This is a genomic window from Streptomyces sp. NPDC086766, from assembly GCF_044746005.1.
Classification (GTDB): domain Bacteria; phylum Actinomycetota; class Actinomycetes; order Streptomycetales; family Streptomycetaceae; genus Streptomyces.
In genome coordinates this window covers 79580-98046 of the sequence record NZ_JBIVBI010000002.1, presented here as the reverse complement: position 1 = coordinate 98046, position 18467 = coordinate 79580, and the positions used below count along the sequence as shown (strand labels likewise).

At 75.3% G+C, this 18467-nt stretch carries 12 protein-coding genes; 4 read left to right on the top strand and 8 right to left on the bottom strand.

Annotation, left to right across the window (positions count from 1 at the left end):
* The first annotated feature begins 230 nt into the window (after window positions 1-230).
* Window positions 231-1043, top strand: coding sequence for a hypothetical protein (locus ACIPM1_RS03550; protein WP_402428362.1), 813 nt, complete (start codon window positions 231-233; stop codon window positions 1041-1043).
* A 45-nt stretch (window positions 1044-1088) separates the two neighbouring features.
* Here ACIPM1_RS03550 and ACIPM1_RS03545 read toward each other — a convergent pair whose 3' ends face one another.
* Window positions 1089-3107 (bottom strand): DUF6350 family protein, encoded by a 2019-nt coding sequence (locus ACIPM1_RS03545; protein ID WP_402428359.1) that lies wholly within the window; start codon window positions 3105-3107, stop codon window positions 1089-1091.
* A 104-nt stretch (window positions 3108-3211) separates the two neighbouring features.
* On the opposite strand from ACIPM1_RS03545, the gene ACIPM1_RS03540 reads away from it, so the two are divergent.
* Window positions 3212-4237, top strand: coding sequence for a sigma factor-like helix-turn-helix DNA-binding protein (locus ACIPM1_RS03540; RefSeq protein WP_402428356.1), 1026 nt, complete (start codon window positions 3212-3214; stop codon window positions 4235-4237).
* A gap of 258 nt (window positions 4238-4495) precedes the next feature.
* Here ACIPM1_RS03540 and sucD read toward each other — a convergent pair whose 3' ends face one another.
* The 6 genes from sucD to ACIPM1_RS03510 all read right to left on the bottom strand — a co-directional run bounded on the left by sucD (window position 4496) and on the right by ACIPM1_RS03510 (window position 13895).
* The gene (gene sucD / locus ACIPM1_RS03535) at window positions 4496-5380 is read right to left on the bottom strand and encodes a succinate--CoA ligase subunit alpha (RefSeq protein WP_392190803.1); all 885 of its coding nucleotides are present in this window, start codon (window positions 5378-5380) and stop codon (window positions 4496-4498) included.
* A 22-nt stretch (window positions 5381-5402) separates the two neighbouring features.
* Window positions 5403-6584, bottom strand: coding sequence for an ADP-forming succinate--CoA ligase subunit beta (gene sucC, locus ACIPM1_RS03530; protein ID WP_356182333.1), 1182 nt, complete (start codon window positions 6582-6584; stop codon window positions 5403-5405).
* Between the two features lie 787 nt (window positions 6585-7371).
* Window positions 7372-8613: a hypothetical protein gene (locus ACIPM1_RS03525; protein WP_402428352.1), complete on the bottom strand. Its 1242-nt coding sequence runs from the start codon at window positions 8611-8613 to the stop codon at window positions 7372-7374.
* 246 nt (window positions 8614-8859) lie between these two features.
* Window positions 8860-10065 (bottom strand): vWA domain-containing protein, encoded by a 1206-nt coding sequence (locus ACIPM1_RS03520; protein WP_402428349.1) that lies wholly within the window; start codon window positions 10063-10065, stop codon window positions 8860-8862.
* Complete coding sequence (locus ACIPM1_RS03515) at window positions 10062-12587, bottom strand: DUF5682 family protein (RefSeq protein ID WP_402428346.1); 2526 nt, start codon at window positions 12585-12587, stop codon at window positions 10062-10064. The genes ACIPM1_RS03520 and ACIPM1_RS03515 overlap by 4 nt, the downstream gene beginning before the upstream one ends.
* Before the next feature lie 129 nt (window positions 12588-12716).
* The gene (locus ACIPM1_RS03510; protein ID WP_402428344.1) at window positions 12717-13895 is read right to left on the bottom strand and encodes an AAA family ATPase; all 1179 of its coding nucleotides are present in this window, start codon (window positions 13893-13895) and stop codon (window positions 12717-12719) included.
* Between the two features lie 133 nt (window positions 13896-14028).
* On the opposite strand from ACIPM1_RS03510, the gene ACIPM1_RS03505 reads away from it, so the two are divergent.
* Window positions 14029-15384: an SWIM zinc finger family protein gene (locus ACIPM1_RS03505; RefSeq protein ID WP_402428341.1), complete on the top strand. Its 1356-nt coding sequence runs from the start codon at window positions 14029-14031 to the stop codon at window positions 15382-15384.
* 669 nt (window positions 15385-16053) lie between these two features.
* Window positions 16054-17703 carry a DUF5691 domain-containing protein gene (locus ACIPM1_RS03500; protein WP_402428338.1) on the top strand — a complete coding sequence of 550 codons (1650 nt, stop codon included), beginning with the start codon at window positions 16054-16056 and terminating at the stop codon, window positions 17701-17703.
* Window positions 17704-18011: 308 nt separating this feature from the next.
* Here ACIPM1_RS03500 and ACIPM1_RS03495 read toward each other — a convergent pair whose 3' ends face one another.
* On the bottom strand, window positions 18012-18428 hold the full coding sequence (locus tag ACIPM1_RS03495) for a cobalamin B12-binding domain-containing protein (RefSeq protein WP_356182317.1): 417 nt from the start codon (window positions 18426-18428) through the stop codon (window positions 18012-18014).
* Window positions 18429-18467: the final 39 nt, after the last annotated feature.

Below are 18467 nucleotides of genomic sequence, written 5' to 3'. Positions count from 1 at the left end.
CGGCACACCGGGGCAGCCCCCATGGGACGGGGGCGCGGCCGGAAGGTAGCGTCTGGGACGGGCCGGTACGGGAACGCACTCGGCGCACCGCGCGTTCACGGGATGACGGATCCGGATCCAGGGCTCTCCAGCGCCTCCGGGACGCATCGGTTCCGTCGTGGCCCACCAGTCCCACGAGGCTCACCAGACCCACAGACTCACCAGACTCACCAGGGGAAGACGCTCACTTGATGCCGGACCGCAGCCTGCGACTCCTCACGCTCCCCTCGCATGCCGTGCAGGGAGGAGAGCGCGGCGCCGTGCTGCTGCGGGAGCGCCCCGCATCGCCGCCGGACGCGCCCTCCGGCGGGGGTGGCGGCGAGGGGCGGGGCGGCGCGGCCCCGGACGGCAATCCCTTCGCCCCGCCGCCCGAGGGCACCCCGGACCGCCCCTGGAGGCCGCGGAACCCGTCCGGGGGCGACCACTCCGAATCCGGCTCGGGCTCCGGCGAGGGCGAGGGTGGGGGTCACTCCCCGTGGGGCAGCCAGTGGAGCGACCGGCAGCCCGGCCGTTCCCAGGACGGTTTCGGCGAGCGCCCGCAGCGCCCCGGCGGCCCGGGCGGTCCCGGCGGCCCGGAGCAGCAGGGCGGCGGCCCCGGCCAGGGTCTGCGCTGGGACCCCACCGACCCCGCCCAGCGCCGCGCGCGCTACGCCCTGCTGTGCGGCATGTGGGCCTTCTTCTTCGCCCTCTTCGGCTGGCCCTACGTGGCCCTGCTGCTCGGCGCTCCCGCGCTGTACTGGGGCATCAGCGCGCTGCGCGCCAAGCCGCGCGCCGCCGGCCCCGACACCCCGGCCCCCGAGGGCCGCCCGCAGACCACGGCGGCGATCAGCGGCCTGGTCACGGCGAGCCTCGCCCTCGTCCTGGTCGCCGCGAACTTCACCGCGCAGCTCGTCTACCGCGACTACTACGCCTGCACGAACGACGCCCTCACCAACCAGGCCAGGCAGGCCTGCGACCAGCACCTGCCGAAGGAACTGCGGGGAGTGCTGGGCGTCAAGGACTGACCCCGACCACCCGGGCCCTCGGCGCGGGCACGGCCGCGGGGCCGGTCAGGAACCGGCCGGAGACTCCGGGGGGCCCGACGCTCCGGGGTTGACCGGCGGGGTGGCCGGGGCCTGGGGCCGGGGCGGCGCGGGGGCGGATGACCTGCTCGGGTCGGCCCGGGTCTCCCGAGCGGCCGGCTCCGGGGCTGTGTGGGGACTTGTTGCCGGGGCCGGTTCCGCGCCGGCCTCCGCGGGCGGTTCGGCACCTGAGTGTCCGGCCGGCTTTCCCGCCGGCCCTTGCCTCGGCTCCTCCACCGGTTCGTCCACCGGTGCTCCTACGGGCCTTTCGGGTGCGGTCGGCCGGCCGGGCGCCGTCGTGGACCGGGTCGCCGCCTCCTTCAGCGCCGCCCAGCGCGCCTCCCGGGAGGCGCCGTCGTGCCAGGGCGAGGCGGCGGACTCCGACGGCTCCAGGGGCAGTACGTCGTACGGTTCGAGCGTGAGGTCGTAGGGCCGGGGCGCGGGGGCCGGTGCGGGCGCCGGGGCCTGCGCACCGCCCGTGCGGGGCCGCCCGATCCGCCGCTCCTGTCCCTCGCCCGCGCCCGGCCACACGAGCCGCCACCACGGCCCGCGGACGGACCGCTCCGGCGTCCCGGTCCGCGGTTCCCGCAGCCCCCGGCCGCGCCACGCCCGCGACGTCAGCGCCATCGGCACGGCCGCCGTCGCCGTCCACACCAGCGCGGCCAGTCCCACCTGCCACCCCACCGGCCCGAACCGGGCGAGCGCCCGGTCGCCCAGCGGGCCGCCCGCCAGCGCCGCGAGCGCCCCGAGCGCGGTGGCGCACACCAGGCACGCGAGGCAGGCCCCGGCCGCCGTCCGGCGGTACGACCACACCACGACGGCGCTCCGCGTCGCCGCCCTCCCGCCACCACGGGCCCCCGCGAGGGGCCCGCCGGCACCACCGGCATCCACGTCCCGTCGCTCACGCCCCTCACGCCCTTCACGCCCCTTGAGTCCCCTGCGCCCCTCGCGCCCCTCCCCCTCCCGCACCGACGCCGCCCCGGCGAACCACCCCATCGTCAGTCCGGCCGCCACCGGCACCGCCGCGCACGCCCAGTTCACCGGGGTCCCCGGGCCCGCGTCCGGCACCGCCGCGAGCAGCGGGAACGGTGGCAGCAGCGGCGCCGGGGCGGAGGACAGCGGTCCCACGACATGACCGGCGCCGAGCACGAAGCCGGGCCCCAGCGCGTAGGCGGCGGCCCACAGCATCGCGTTCGGCAGCAGCGCCAGGCACAGCAGCAGCACCGCGAACCGCCCCGACCAGCCCTCCGTCAGCCGCAGGAAGGCCGCCTGCGCGGCCGCGCCGTGCCCCACCAGCGACACCCCGAGCACCAGCGCCCCGCCGCCGGCGAACACCAGGGCCCCCGCACCGGCCGCCCGCGCCGCGGCCCCGAGCCGCGCCCGGGGGCCCGGAGCGAGGAGGAGGCGCCGTACGCCCACGGGCAGCCCGCCCAGCAAGCGCTCCAGCGGAGCGTGCGGACAGCCGTACGCCGTCCACACCCCGCTGCCCGCCGCCGCCGCGGCGACCAGCGGTACGCACACCGCCGTCCACACCCACGAGGGCCGTAGCGCACCGCCCTGCGCGTACGCCGCGGCCGCGCCGGCGACCATGAGGTAGCCGAGGACGACGCCGGCCCAGGCGGTGCGCGGCGGGACGAGCGGGCCGCCGTCGCCGCCGTCGGTCGCGTCCCGGGCCGCCCGGTGGACCAGCAGCACCGGCAGGGCGAGCAGCAGCAGCGGGGTCACCCCCACGGGCGCGGGCACGCCGGTGAGCGTGTCGGTGCGCACCAGTTCGGCGCCGTGCGAGAGCAGCCACAGCGCGGCGGCGACGTGCAGCGCACCGCCCGGACCGCTGTCGGGATAGGGCGAACTGATCCACAGTCCGATGACGAGCACCGCGAACGAGCCGAGCCCCAGCCCCGCGGCGATCGCGCCGCCGAGGAAGGCGGCGCCCAGTCCTGGCGTACGGTCCCGCACCCGGGAACGAAGGGGCGGCAGCGAAGGACGTCGATGGCTCGTCTGGGTCACGCCGCCATGCTCCCAACGACACGCGCCTTCCCGTCGTAACAGGCGAACCCCCGCTGTGTCGCTCAATATACGTTTATGTACCTATTCGCGCGAAGGGGCGCATCGTGAGGAGAAGCCCTGCGCACCAGCTGCCGCCGCCCGCGGAGTGCCGACGCCTGCGCCGAGCCGCCTCGCTGACGCAGGCTCAGGTCGCCGCCCGGGCCGGTGTCCCCCTCGACACGGTGTGCGCGTGGGAGGCGGGCCGCGCCGCCCCGCCCGGCCGGCACCGGCAGGCCTACGCGCAGGTGCTGGCCTCGCTGAAGTCGACGGGCCCTCAGAAGGACATGGAAGTGCCGCCCCTGACGCCCGCCCAAGCCTTCGACGCGCTGTACGCCTTCTGCGCCCCCGCCCTGGTACGGCAGGCCTTCCTGCTCACCGGACGGCGCGAGCGGGCCCGCGAGGCCGTGGAGCGGGCCTTCCAACTGGCCTGGCAGCGGTGGCCGGAGGTGGCGAGCGACCGCGCCCCGGCGGGCTGGGTGCGGGCGGCGGCGTACGAGTGCGCCCTGTCCCCCTGGCACCGCTTCCGCCCGCGCCAACACGCCCGGGAGCCGCTCCGCGACCCCGCGGACACCGCACTGCAACAGGCGCTGATGCAGCTCCCGCCGCCCTACCGGCGCACGCTGGTGCTCTACGACGGTGTCGGCCTCGACCTGCCGGAGACGGCCGCGGAGACGGAGGCCAGCACACCGGCGACGGCGAACCGGCTGACGCACGCCCGGGAGGCCGTCGCCGCGCGCCTGCCGGAGCTGGCGGACACCGCGGAACTGCACCGGCGCCTGGTCCGGCTGGCCTCCGCCGAACGCCTCACGGCGGCCCGGCCGTCGACCGTGCGGACGGCCGGGGAACGCCGGACGCGGTTCTGGACCCGGTCGGCCACCGCCTTCATCGTCGCCGTCGTCGGCGCGACCACGCTGACCCTGCGGACGGCTCCGACGCACTACGAGGCGCCGGTGGCCCCGGGGCAAGAGGTGCGCGGGTTGCCGCCGCGGACCGCGCCGGGCCCCCTGACGCCGCAGGAACTCTCGCTGCGGGCCGGGCTGAGGGCGCAGTCGGCGGGTGGCCCGGAACGGATGGCGCCGGACGCCCGGTGACCCGTGCCGGGCCGCGGGCGGGCACATGGCCGGCGCCGGACCGCGGACGGGCGCATGTATGACCGGCGTCCGGACCGTATGCGGGCACGTCACCGGCGTCCGGACCGTAGGCGGGCACGTCACCGGCGTCCGGATCGTAGGCGGGCACAAAAGGCGGTGGGCCCGCCCCCCTCGGGGGAGCGGGCCCACCGGCCTCGATCCGTGCGCCCCCGCGCGACTCCGCGCGATGCGGCACGGCTGCGCGCGACTCGCCCGGACTCAGCCGGCGAGGACCTCGCGGGCGAGCTTGGCCGTCTCGGTCGGGGTCTTGCCGACCTTGACGCCCGCGGCCTCCAGGGCCTCCTTCTTGGCCTGGGCCGTGCCGGAGGAGCCGGAGACGATGGCGCCGGCGTGGCCCATGGTCTTACCCTCGGGCGCGGTGAAGCCCGCGACGTAGCCGACGACCGGCTTGGTGACGTTCTCCTTGATGAAGGCCGCGGCCCGCTCCTCGGCGTCGCCGCCGATCTCGCCGATCATGACGATCAGGTCGGTGTCGGGGTCGTCCTGGAACGCCTTCAGCGCGTCGATGTGGGTGGTGCCGATGATCGGGTCACCACCGATGCCGACGCAGGTCGAGAAGCCGATGTCCCGCAGCTCGTACATCATCTGGTACGTCAGCGTGCCGGACTTCGACACCAGGCCGATGCGGCCCGGCTTGGTGATGTCGGCCGGGATGATGCCGGCGTTCGACTGGCCCGGGGTGATCAGACCGGGGCAGTTCGGGCCGATGATCCGGGTCTTGTTGCCCTTCTTGCCGGCGTAGGCCCAGAAGGACGCCGTGTCGTGCACCGCGATGCCCTCGGTGATGACCACCGCGAGCGGGATCTCGGCGTCGATGGCCTCGACGACCGCGTCCTTGGTGAACTTCTCCGGGACGAAGATGACCGTGACGTCGGCGCCGGTCTTCTCGATGGCCTCCTTGACGGTGCCGAAGACCGGTACCTCGGTGCCGTCGAAGTCGACGCTCTGGCCCGCCTTGCGCGGGTTCACGCCACCGACGATGTTGGTGCCGGACGCCAGCATGCGGCGGGTGTGCTTCTGACCCTCCGAGCCGGTCATGCCCTGGACGATGACCTTGGATTCCTTGGTGAGGAAGATAGCCATGGTGTTCTTGTGACCTCGTCCCTTACTTCGCGGCAGCAGCCAGCTCGGCGGCCTTGTCGGCCGCGCCGTCCATGGTGTCCACCCGCTGGACGAGCGGGTGCTTGCGGTCGTCCAGGATCTTGCGACCCAGCTCGGCGTTGTTGCCGTCGAGGCGCACGACGAGCGGCTTGGTGACCTCTTCGCCCTTGCTCTCGAGGAGCTCCAGGGCCTGCACGATGCCGTTGGCGACCGCGTCGCAGGCGGTGATGCCGCCGAAGACGTTGACGAAGACGGACTTGACGTCCGGGTCGCCGAGGATGATCTCCAGGCCGTTCGCCATGACCTCGGCGGAGGCGCCGCCGCCGATGTCCAGGAAGTTGGCGGGCTTGACGCCCTGGTGGGCCTCGCCGGCGTAGGCGACGACGTCCAGGGTCGACATGACCAGACCCGCGCCGTTGCCGATGATGCCGACCTCGCCGTCGAGCTTGACGTAGTTGAGGTTCTTCTCCTTGGCCGCGGCCTCGAGCGGGTTGGCCGCCGCCTTGTCGTGGAGCTCCTCGAACTCGGGGTGGCGGAACTCGGCGTTCTCGTCCAGGGAGACCTTGCCGTCGAGGGCGATGACGTCACCGGAGGCGACCTTGGCCAGCGGGTTCACCTCGACGAGCAGGGCGTCCGACTTGACGAAGGTGTCCCACAGGGTGACGAGGACGTCGGCGACCTTGTCGGCCACGTCGGCCGGGAACTTCGCCGCGGCGACGATCTCCTGGGCCTTCGCCTTGTCGACACCGTCGATGGCGTCGATCGCGATCTGGGCGACGGCCTCGGGGCGGGTGGCGGCGACCTCCTCGATCTCCATGCCGCCCTCGACGGAGGCGATGGAGAGGAAGGTGCGGTTGGCACGGTCGAGGAGGAAGGAGACGTAGTACTCCTCCACGATCTCCGGAGCGGTCTCGGCGATCATCACCTTGTGGACCGTGTGGCCCTTGATGTCCATGCCGAGGATGTCCGTCGCGCGGGCGACGGCCTCGTCCGGGGTGGCGGCGAGCTTCACGCCACCGGCCTTGCCACGACCACCGACCTTCACCTGGGCCTTGACGACCGACTTGCCGCCCAGCCGCTCGGTGATCTCGCGCGCCGCCTCAGGCGTGTCGATGACTTCACCGGCCAGCACCGGTACACCGTGCTTGGCGAAGAGGTCCCTCGCCTGGTACTCGAACAGGTCCACGCGCTTCCGTCCCTATCAGTGATCTCGCGGTTCGTTGGATGCGTGGGCGTGCCGCGAAGGGCAACGTGACGTCCGCTCTGTGTCACAAGGGAGGCGCACACGGTGTCCGAGCGCGCGGCATGTCCGTCTCGCAGGTTATCGCCGCTTCCGTGGCGGCTCTAAATCGCAGGTCACACCTGAGCGGTGATACCTGTCACATGATTCAGCCTACGCGGCCGGGGCGTCGTCCGGCGGGCAGGACCTCACCGGGCTGGGGTTGACCCGGTGAGGTCCCGTGAGCGACCCGCGGGGGCGCACCTGCTCCGCCCCCGTGGGAGCGGGGCGGGCGGTCCCCACCCCAATGGGGACCGCCCGCCCCATCCGCGGGGGTTCCGGCCGGACGGACCGACGGCATTCGGCCGCCCGGGTCCTGCCGCTCCGCGGAGTCGGTCGGGCGCCGTACCGGGGCCTCCGGGCCGGGTGGTCCCGGCCTCGGTCTCGGTCTCGGCACGACTGTGCGTACGACTGCCCCACGGGGCCGTCGTACAGGGGGTTCAGACGCCCTCAGCGGCACCGGCGAGCTGCGCGGCATGCGCCCTGGCCACACCGGCCGCCCCGAAGGCGCCCGCCTGAGCTGCGCCGCCCACGCGCGACGTGGGGCCTGAGCCGCGCCGGCCATACCGGCGCCCTCCGCCTGAGCCGCACCGGCGGGTGGAGGGCGTGGGCGGCACCCGCGAGCTGCGCGGCGTGGGCGGTGCCGGTCGCGTCGGTGGGTGTGCGGCCCGCGCCCGCGATCGGTCCGGCTCCGCTAGCCGGGGAAGACGGGGATGTCCCGGTGCCTGTCCCGGGTCCCGGCGGCGTCGGGACGCGCGGCGGCGCCGGGCGCCGGCCGCAGCGGGGCCCGGTCGATCAGGGTGACGGCGAGCACGTCGGCGTGCCGCGGCGTGCCGGTGTCGAGCCCCGACGGGCCGAGGAGGGCGCCCGCGTCACGGGCGGGCGCCTGACGCACGGGCGCCTGACGCACGGGCGCTTGACCGTCACGAAGGTCGCGGAGGAGGCCGAAGGAACCGGCGCCCACGGCGGTGCCCGGCACGGTCCCGACCACGGTGAACCGCGGCCCGTCAGCCGCGCCCCGCGCCGTGCGTGCGACCGTTCGCCCGTCCGGAGCGTGCTCACCGGACGGCAGGGACGGACCGGCACCCGGCCGCTGCGTCCCGGGCATCGAGGTGACCGGCAACGGCGGCACCCGCACCGGCAGCTCGGACTCACCGGGCGGCCCGGACAGACCCGGCAGCGTGGACGAGCCGGGGAGCGTGGGCAGCGAGGGGAGCGGGTCCGACGGCAGCACTCTCGACCGCGCCTCGGCCAGCTCGTCCGTCACGGCCCCCGCCAGATGCCCGACCGGCCGCACGACCCGCTCGCCCACGGACCGGACGACGGAGTCAGCCACCGGCCGCAGGACCGGACCGGTCGGCTCGAAACTCACGCTCCGCGCGGCACTGCCCCCCTGAACGGAGCCGCCCGTCCGGACGGAACTGCCCGCCCGCCCCGCACTGCCGCGCTCCGAGAAATCCGAGGAACCCGAGGAATCCGAGGAATCCACGGACGAGGAACTCGCCTTCTCCGACGAGCCCGACGTCCAGGACGAGCCCGACGTCCGCGAGGTATCCCCGGTCCGCGAGGAGCCGTGAACGGGCGGAAGGCCTCCGGCGTTCCCGGCCGCGGCCTCTGCTGTCGCGGCATCGGCACCGGAGTTGGCAGGGTGGCTCACGGAGTCGAGCCCGGTGCTCGTGACCGCCGTGGCCGACGCGTCGGCCACCTCGCCGACCGCGCCCTGCGCCGTCGACAGCGCTCCGTCCGCGGCGGACGACGCCAGGGATCCGGTGGAGGAGACCTCCGGCGTTCCGTCCGCGGCGTGCGCCTGCTCGCCGCAGAGGAAGCCGAGCGCGAACAGGGCTCCCACCAGCAGCCCCAGTCGCAGCGCACGCCGTGCGGCCGCCGTGCGCATCACGCGCAAGGCGGCGACGGACAGGGCTGCCGGCCAGGTCACAGCGGGGCGGGTCCTCCCGTGCGGCGGAACGGGTGAGGGTGCGGTACGGGTCGCCACGGACGCTGCGACCGCTGTACGGGCAGGCGGTGCGCCAGGCACCGCCGATGGGGCATCGATCCTTGCACGGCACGCCCGAGGTTGCGCAAGCCCCCTGTTACCGATGGGTAGTCATGTCCGTTTTGCTGGCAGGACCCGGTCGACAAGTCGTCAGCGGAACATCTCGCCGCCTTCTCTCCTCCCCGGTCGTCATACGGTGTCCGGTATCGGCAGCGGACGCTTCTCGACGGCCGCCGCCATCACCTCCGGGAACAGGTCGGGCGTGCACGCGAACGCCGGTGCGCCGAGCGACGCGAGCGCTGCGGCGTGCTCACGGTCGTAGGCGGGCGCCCCCTCGTCCGACAGCGCGAGCAGCGTCACGAACTGCACCCCCGAGGCCTTCATCGCCGCCACCCGCTTCAGCATCTCGTCCCTGATGCCTCCCTCGTACAGGTCGCTGATGAGGACGACGACCGTCTCCGCGGGCCGGGTGATCTGCGACTGGCAGTACGCCAGCGCCCGGTTGATGTCCGTGCCTCCGCCGAGCTGGGTGCCGAAGAGCACGTCGACCGGATCGTCGAGCTGGTCGGTGAGGTCGACGACCGCCGTGTCGAAGACGACCAGCCTCGTGCTGATCGACCGCATGGACGCGAGCACCGCGCCGAAGACGGACGCGTAGACGACGGACGCGGCCATGGATCCCGACTGGTCGATGCAGAGGACGACTTCCTTCTTCACGGACTGGGACGCGCGGCCGTAGCCGATGAGCCGCTCCGGCACGACCGTCCGGTACTCCGGCAGGTAGTGCTTCAGGTTGGCCGCGATGGTGCGGTTCCAGTCGATGTCGTGGTGGCGCGGCCGGTTGACGCGGGCGCTGCGGTCGAGGGCGCCGGTGAGGGTGGCCCGGGTGCGGGTGGCGAGCCGCTTCTCCAGGTCCTCGACGACCTTGCGCACGACGGCCCGCGCGGTCTCCTTCGTCGTCTCCGGCATCGCCTTGTTGAGCGAGAGCAGCGTGCCGACGAGGTGGACGTCCGCCTCCACCGCCTCGAGCATCTCCGGCTCCAGCAGCAGCGTGGACAGCCCGAGCCGGTCGATGGCGTCCCGCTGCATGACCTGCACCACGGAGGACGGGAAGTACGTCCGGATGTCCCCCAGCCACCGCGCCACCGAGGGCGCCGAGGCCCCGAGCCCGGCCGAACGCTCCCGTCCCGTCCGCGGCTTGTCCCCCGAGCCGTAGAGCGCGGTGAGCGCCCCGTCCATCGCGGCGTCCCGTCCGGACAGCGCGCATCCGGTGCCGTCGGCCGCGTCCCCGCCGAGCACGAGCCGCCAGCGGCGGAGCCGCTCCTGCGCCGGGTCCCGCACGTCGTAACCCTCCGTCCCCGCCGTCCCGCCCGCCGTCGCCCCGCTCACCGTCATCCCGCCCTCCGCATCGGCTCGTCCCCCGTCTCCGCCCGCGCTCGCCCGTCGCCGTCCAGCCCCAACAGCATTCGTACGACGGGCAGTACGGCGTCCGCGCGCTCGGTGTCGAGGCCGGCGGCGAAGCCGGGCGCCCCGCCGGCCGTCGTGGCCCCGGTCGCTCCGGGCCGTCCCGGACCGCGCCGGACGAGCTCCCCGAGCGTTCTGCGGACCCCGGGCTCGTAGGCCGAGAAGGTACGCCGCAGCAGCGGCAGTACGTCCGTGAACGCCTCCTGCGGTACCCCGGTCAGCCAGGCGTCGACCAGCCCGAGCAGCCGCTCGTCGTGGACGAGCAGCATCCCGCCACCGCCGCCGACGAAGCCCTCGATCCAGGCGGCCGCGTCCGCCGGCGGCGTGCCCGGCGACAGCACGAGCCCCATGAGCCGGGCCGCGCGGTCCGGCTCCACCTCCCCGTCGTCCAGCAGGAGCCGCACCGCCCGTCCCCGGACGACGCCCGGCACGGTGTCCCGTTCCGACAGGAGCCGGAGCACGCCGTGCCAGCGGGCGCGCAGATCGCCGCGGCCGGCCTCCGGGGTGTCACCGAGCATCCCGACGGCCGTGTGCACGGCGTCCACATGGCGCCGTATCTCCTCGGCCGCGTCCGCGTCCAGCGACGCGCAGGCCGGGGGCAGGCCGACGAAGATCCGCTCGGCCAGTCCCGCGGCGACCTCCGCCAGGGCCCGGGTGTCGGTGCCGCGGACGTCGCCGTAGCGCAGGGAGCGGACCAGGGCCGGCAGTGCCTGGGCGAGGTGCGCGACGTCCGTGTCCAGCGCCGCGCGGTCGGCGAGCACCCGCATCACCACGGGCAGCGCGTCCGGGAGTTCGGCGGGCAGGCAGCGTTCGGCGAGCGCGGTGACCTCGGCGAGGGACCGCGCCGCGAGGGCGTCCGCCTCGGCCTTGGCGGTCGAGGCGGCGAGTACGGTCGTCCCCCACACCCCGGCCTCGGCGACCCGCACGGACAGCTCCGGCTCCCAGCGCAGCCGCCAGGTCTCCCGGAACGTGCCCGTGCTGCCCCGCGAGGCGGCGGGCTCGCCCCAGCCGACGCCCAGCATCCGCAGCCGGTGCAGCAGTGTGCTGCGTCCGGCGTCGGTCTCCTTGCGCAGGTCGAGCTCCAGTTCTCGCTCCAGCGCCTCCGGTTTGAGCCGCAGCCGCCGCTGGAGCCGGGCGAGGTCACGCTGCAAGGGCACCGCGGGCGCCGACTCCGGCACCTCGCCCAGCACGTCCCCGACGACCAGCCGGTCGTGCACCAGGGCCAGCGGGACGTCCGAACCGTCGCACATCACCGCCCGCACGGCGTCCGTCGTCTCGCTCAGCCCGGGCAGCGGGCGGCCGCGCATCGCGGCGAGCGTGCCGGCCAGCCGCACCGCCTCGATGACGTGCGCGGAGGACACGATCCGGTCCTCCTCGCGCAGCAGTCCGGCCACCTTGGTCAGCCACCGCTCGACCGGCCGGTCGGGCGCGCGGAACAGATGGGCGTACCACCCCGGCGAGTCGATGCCCGCGCCGTAGCCGCCGGCCCGGGACAGTCTGCGGTGCGTCCACGGCACCCAGGTCATGTCCACCTTGACCTTGGGCAGCCCCTTCAGCACTGCCCGGTCGGCGGCGACGGCGGTCTTCCGGCGCAGCGCGGGCACGTGCCAGGCGCCGCACACCACGGCCACACCGTCGCCGAACTCGCGCTGCGCCGCCCGCACCTGGAGCCGCATGTACGCCTCGCGGACGAGGTCGCGGTCGTGGCCCGCGCCGAACGTCTCCCGCAGCGCCTCCATGGCCTCCTCGAGCACGGCGAACGGGGCGAAGACGTCCCCCTCGCCCGCCCCCCGGTGCTCGACGACGTCCTCCCACCAGCGCTCGGGATCGTCGTACCCGGCGGCCTCGGCGAGCGCGGCGAGCGGGTCCACGCGGATCCCGGCCCCGTCCGGCCGCTCAGCGGCGCCCTCTCCGTCCGCGGAGTCCCCGGGGTCCCCGTCCTCACTCCCCCGGCGCCCCGCCTCCTCCGGCGCACGGCTCTCCTCGCCCTGCGCCCGGCTCCCCTCCTCGGGCGCGGGGCTCTCACCGCCCGGCCCGCGGCTCCCTTCCTCCGGTCCTCCGCCCTCCGGTCCTCCGCCGGACTCGCCGCTCTCCCAGGCCAGCGTGTGTGTGGCCGGCAGGTCGATGAAGCGGGCCGGGACGTCGTGCTCCAGGGCCCAGCGGACGGCGACCCACTCCGGCGAGAACTCGGCCATCGGCCAGAACGCCGACCGGCCGGGCTCGTCGACGGCGTGGCCGAGCAGGGCGACGGGCGGACGCATGGTCTCGTCGGCGGCGAGCGGGAGCAGCGCGTCGGCCTCCGGCGGACCCTCGATCAGGACGACCCGCGGCCGCGCCGCCCCCAGGGCGGCGCGCACCGCCCGCGCGGACCCGGGCCCGTGGTGCCGGACGCCGAGCAGCAGCGGCCCCGTGCCGGGCCACCGGCCGCCGGCGGCCCGGTCAGTGCCCGCCACACCGTCCCCCTCGTCCCCCGGTCCAGCTCGGGTCCTCGCCGGAACTCGCCCTCGTCATCGCGTCCTCCCCCTCGGTAGCGCCCGTCACCGGCCTGCCGTACCCGCTCCCCCGCGACCGCGCGTTCCCGCTCACGCGCTCACCTCCCGGCACGCCCGGTAGAAGTCCTTCCAGCCGTCGCGCTCGCGGACGACCGTCTCCAGGTACTCCCGCCAGACGACACGGTCGGCCGCCGGGTCGCGGACCACGGCGCCGAGGATGCCCGCGGCGACGTCCGCGGGCCGCAGTACGCCGTCGCCGAAGTGGGCGGCCAGCGCGAGCCCGTTGGTCACCACGGAGATCGCCTCGGCCGTCGACAGGGTGCCGCTGGGCGACTTGAGCTTCGTACGGCCGTCGGCGGTGATCCCGTCGCGCAGTTCGCGGAAGACGGTGACGACGCGGCGGATCTCGTCGATGCCCTCGGGCACGGCCGGCAGGTCGAGGGAGCGGCCGATCTGGTCGACGCGCCGGGAGACGATGTCGACCTCGGCCTCGGGGGTCTCCGGAAGCGGCAGGACCACCGTGTTGAACCGGCGGCGCAGGGCGCTGGACAGGTCGTTGACCCCGCGGTCGCGGTCGTTGGCCGTGGCGATCAGGTTGAAGCCGCGGACCGCCTGCACCTCGTCGCCCAGCTCCGGTATGGGCAGGGTCTTCTCCGACAGGATCGTGATCAGCGTGTCCTGCACGTCGGCCGGGATGCGGGTCAGCTCCTCCACGCGGGCGGTCGTCCCCTGGGCCATGGCCCGCATGACCGGGCTGGGCACCAGGGCGTCGCGGCTCGGGCCGTGGGCGAGCAGCCGCGCGTAGTTCCACCCGTAGCGGATGGCCTCCTCCGGCGTGCCCGCCGTGCCCTGCACCAGCAGCGTGGAGTCGCCGCTGATCGCGGCGGCCAGGTGCTCGGACACCCAGGTCTTCGCCGTGCCCGGGACGCCCAGCAGGAGCAGGGCCCGGTCGGTGGCGAGGGTGGTGACGGCGACCTCGACGATACGGCGCGGGCCGACGTACTTCGGCGTGATCACCGCGCCGTCCGGCAGCGTGCCGCCGAGGAGGTAGGTCGCGACGGCCCACGGCGACAGCCGCCAGCGGGCCGGGCGCGGACGGTCGTCCTGCGCGGCGAGCGCGACGAGTTCGGCGGCGAAGGCGTCCTCGGCGTGCGGCCGCAGCACCGCGGGCCGCGACGCCTCGGACTCTCCCTGTTCCGCGCCCGTGTTCGCGGGCGCGGAGTGGTTCCGGCGTGGTTCGGCGGACGTCGGTTCGACGGACACGGACATGGCTGAGGCCCCCTCCAGCTCGGCCGGTTCGGATCTGGTGACCACACTGCACCACCCCACTGACAATCCACTCTGACCTGCGAAAACGCCCTCGCCAGGTCGATTGTCAGTGGGGGGATCTACCTTCGATGGCATGACTCAGCAGGGGGTGCGCTGGACTGCGGACCAGGTGCTGTCACTGGCGCCTGACGACGCGTCACGCAAAGCGGGAAGCAAACTCGGCGCGGCCGGGCCGTGGTCCGAGGCGGGCAGTACGGGCGAGGGGACGGTGTGGGGGCTGTGCAAGGGCAGCGGCAGCAGGCCGTATCAGACGGTGGTGGACCTCTCGGACCCTGCCGGGCCGGCGTACAAGTGCAGTTGCCCGAGCCGTAAGTTCCCGTGCAAGCACGCGCTCGGGTTGCTGCTGCTGTGGGCGGGCGGCGACGGCTCCGTGCCGGCCGGGCAGGCGCCGGAGTGGGCCGGGCAGTGGCTGGCGGGCAGGCGCAGACGGGCGGAGGAGAAGCGGACGGAGGGCGCCGCGGGTTCCGGGTCCGGCTCCGCCGATCCGCAGGCGGCGCGACGCCGGGCCGAGCGCCGGGCCGAGCGGATCACCGCGGGGGCCACGGAGTTGGAGCAGCGCCTGGCCGACCTGCTGCGCGGCGGCCTGGCCGGGGCCGAGCAGGCGGGGTACGGCCTGTGGGAGGAGACGGCGGCCCGCATGGTCGACGCGCAGGCGCCGGGGCTCGCCGCGCGCGTCCGGGAACTGGGAGCGGTCCCGTCGTCCGGGCCCGGCTGGCCGGTGCGCCTGCTGGAGGAGTGCGCGCTGCTCCACCTCCTCGACCAGGGCTGGCTGCGCCGTGAGCGGCTGCCGGACGGGCTGGCGGCGACGGTCCGGTCCCGGGTCGGCCTGCCCGGCACCGCGGACGGCCCGCCGGTGCGCGACCGCTGGCTCGTCCTCGCCCAGTACGACACGGCGGACGCCAAGCTGGTCACCCGGCGGATCTGGCTGCACGGGACCGAGACCGGCCGCACGGCCCTGCTGCTCTCCTACGGCGCCGCGGGCCGCGCCCCGGAGCAGACGCTGCCGGTGGGCCTGGCGCTGGACGCCGATGTGTCCGCCTATCCGGGCGCGGGCCAGGTGCGCGGTGCCCTGGGAGAGCGGTTCGCCCCGCCGGCCCCCACGCGGACGCGCCCGCCGGGGGTGACGACGGCGCGCGCGGCCGCCCGCTACGGCGAGGCCCTGCGGGACGATCCGTGGCTGGAGTCGGTCCCGGTGACACTCGGCCGGGTGATACCGGTGCCGGACGGCGACTCCTGGCAGCTGGTGGACGCCGACGCCGACTCCGCGCTGCCTCTCACCCCGGCGGCCCGCGCCCGCCCCGGGCTGTGGCGGCTGGTCGCGCTGTCGGGCGGCGCCCCGGTCACGGTGTTCGGCGAGTGCGGCCACCGGGGCTTCACCCCGCTGACCGCCTGGCCGGATGGCGAGGGGGAGGCTGTGACCTTGTGCTGATCACTGACTACGCACCGCGACATCGCTCGGTCGGCCCGCACCGGCCGTGCGGGACCGGCGGAACCCGCGGGACCGGCGGAACCCGCGGGACCGGCGGAACCCGCGGGACCGGCGGAACCCGCGGGACCGGCGGAACCCGCGGGACCGAGGAGATCCAAGGTGGCCGATGGGCCTGGGGGACCGAGAGACCGGCCCCGGACCGCAGGGACCGCCCGGACACCCGGGACCGACGGGACCAGCCCGGGCCGCGGCGATCGCCGGCCCCGCCCGGACCCCGGCACCGCCCGAACCGCCGAGACCCCGGGACCCCGGGACCGCCCGAACCGCCGAGACCCAGGACGCCGGAGACCGAAGGGAGGGCCCCGTGGCAGCACGCACCCGGCCGCCACCTGCACGGGGCCCGAGGCGGCCGCCTGTACGGGCGCGTACGACGTGGAGCCTCACCCGACCGGAGCACATGGACCGGTGCGCGCACCGCCTGGGGCGCACATTGGCAAGCACCAGCGTTCCGCGCACCACACCTGCCACGAACGCTCCGGGCGCTTACCCCACAGGGCCCACCGATCAGCCCTTTCTCACCGGAATCACGCATTTGTTACCCACCACGGGAAACTCGATCAGCGTGACCCTTCAACCACTCCCCGGCACCCGGCAACGGAAAGGAAGCTCATGATCAGGACCTCCGCCCCTGTGGAGGCGCCCGCGTCGGGCGCCTGGGAGGAGTTGGTCACGACAGCCCTGCTCGGTACGGACCGCCGTACGCCCCCGAGGCCACCGGGCCAGGAGGAGGCACCGGCGACGCTCCGGGAGGCGCCCGTGGCGCTGCTGGACGCGGCGGCCCTGGCGACCGTACGACGGCGGGCGGGGCTGCTGCCCGCACCGGCGGCCGAGCGCCCGGAGCCCGCGCCCGTGGACCCGCGTCCGCCGCTGCCCGCCGCGGCGGCCCGCAGGCTCGCGATGCTGCTGGCCGACCGCCCGGGCACGGGCGGCGGACGCCGGGGCCTGGCGCCCGACCTCATGGAGCTGCTGCCCCAGTGGCTGGCCGCGGCGAACGCACGCGGGTTCGCCGCGCCCCCACAGACACTTCCCGCGCTGCTGGACGCGGCCCGGGGCCGTACGGACCTGCGGCCGGCGGTGCTGGCCTTCGCGGGCCCACGCGCCCTGTGGCTCGCGCGGCTGAACGCGGACTGGCGCTTCGCCCTGCGCGCGGCCCCAGGAGGCGGCTCCGCGCTGCCGGGCCCCGAGGACTCGGAGCGGATCGGGCTGCTGTGGGAGGAGGGCCTGTTCGCGGAGCGGGTCGCGCTGCTCGGAGCCGTCCGCGCCCACCGGCCCGCGGCCGCGCGCGAGCTTCTCGCCGACAGCTGGGCGACGGAGCGGGCCGAGGACCGGCTGATGTTCCTCGACTCGCTGCGGGCGGGCCTGGGCCCCGACGACGAGCCGTTGCTGGAACAGGCCCTGTCCGACCGAAGCCGCAACGTACGGGCGACGGCGGCGGAACTGCTGTCGGCGCTGCCCGGGTCGGCGCTCGCCGCGCGGATGGCGGACCGGGCCGGGGCCTGCGTGGCCGTCGACAACACGCAGGTGACGCCGACGATCACGGTCGAGGCCCCGCACGAGTGCGACGCGGGGATGGAGCGCGACGGGGTCGTGCCCAAGGCGCCCGCGGGCCGGGGCGAACGGTCGTGGTGGCTGGGGCAGCTGGTGGAGGCGGCGCCGCTCGGGACGTGGCCGGCGCGGCTGGGCGGACGCACCCCGCGGGAGATCGTGGCTCTGCCGGTGGCCGACGACTGGCGGGGCGAACTGCACGCCGCGTGGTGCCGTGCGGCGGTGCGGCAGCGGGACGCGCGGTGGGCGCGGGCGCTCCTCGGGGCTCCCGCGGCACCCGAGGCGGGCGGGCCGGGCGCGGTGTCCCTGGCCGAGCGCGCCAAGCTGCTCGGCACGCTGGACGCCGGAGAACGGGCCGACTGGGTCGCCGGGTTCATCGCGGCGCACGGTCTGTCCGAGGCGTTTCAACTGCTCGGGGTGTGCGCGGTGCCGTGGACAGTACCGCTCGGACGAGCGGTCGTCGACGCGCTCGACATCGCGCGGGATGCGGGGAGTTACCCATGGAGTTTCAGTGGAGTAATGGGACTGGCCGAGCGGTGCCTGGACCCCGCGGAGGCGAGCAGGCTGGACGGCCTGCTGGCCGCGCCGGAAGAGGCGGAGGACTCGGCGCCGGGGGCCGGGGGGTACTGGGCGGAGGCGTTCCAGCGCCTGGTGACCACCTTGCGGCTGCGCTCCGCGATGACCGCGGAGCTGGGCCCGCCACCGACCGACTGAGCCCCGCCACCGGCGGACCGGACTCCACCACCGACCGACTGGGCCCGGCCACCGGCGGACTGGACTCCGCCCTGGGTCGACTGAGCCCCGCCACCGGCGGGCCGACCTCCGCCCCCGGCCGACTCAACTCGGCCACCGGCCGCCTGGCGTCCGCCCCCGCTCGCCTGAACTCCGCCCCGGGGCGACCGAACGCCGCCCCGGCCAGGGCGAAGCGGGACGCCGACGTACCTCCGGCGCCCCCGGACCGCCACCGGCCTCGCCCGCGGACGCCGGACGGGACGACCGTGCCCGCCCGGCTCCGGGAAGCCCTACGCCTGGGCGGGCTGACGCACGTTCGCCCGGACCCAGTCCACGATCGACTGGGTGGTCGCGCCGGGGGTGAAGATCTCCGCGACACCCTTCTCCTTCAGCGGCGCGATGTCCGCCTCGGGGATGATGCCGCCGCCGAACACCACGATGTCCTCGGCGTCACGCTCCCGCAGCAGGGCGATCACGGCGGCGAACAGCGTGTTGTGCGCGCCGGAGAGGATGGACAGGCCGATCGCGTCGGCGTCCTCCTGGATCGCCGTGTCGACGATCTGCTCCGGGGTCTGGTGGAGCCCGGTGTAGATGACCTCCATACCGGCGTCGCGCAGCGCCCGCGCGATCACCTTGGCGCCCCGATCGTGGCCGTCGAGCCCCGGCTTGGCCACCACCACGCGGATCGGACCGGCTGCCACACCCATCACTGCCTCCATGAAGCGACTACATCCATCCGTACCGTT

Coding starts and splice junctions, on each gene's coding strand:
- ACIPM1_RS03550 (WP_402428362.1), top strand. CDS start 231: ATGCCGGACCGCAGCCTGCGACTCCTCACGCTCCCCTCGCATGCCGTG.
- sucD (WP_392190803.1), bottom strand. CDS start 5,380: ATGGCTATCTTCCTCACCAAGGAATCCAAGGTCATCGTCCAGGGCATG.
- ACIPM1_RS03520 (WP_402428349.1), bottom strand. CDS start 10,065: ATGACGGTGAGCGGGGCGACGGCGGGCGGGACGGCGGGGACGGAGGGT.
- ACIPM1_RS03510 (WP_402428344.1), bottom strand. CDS start 13,895: ATGTCCGTGTCCGTCGAACCGACGTCCGCCGAACCACGCCGGAACCAC.
- ACIPM1_RS03505 (WP_402428341.1), top strand. CDS start 14,029: ATGACTCAGCAGGGGGTGCGCTGGACTGCGGACCAGGTGCTGTCACTG.
- ACIPM1_RS03500 (WP_402428338.1), top strand. CDS start 16,054: ATGATCAGGACCTCCGCCCCTGTGGAGGCGCCCGCGTCGGGCGCCTGG.
- ACIPM1_RS03495 (WP_356182317.1), bottom strand. CDS start 18,428: ATGGGTGTGGCAGCCGGTCCGATCCGCGTGGTGGTGGCCAAGCCGGGG.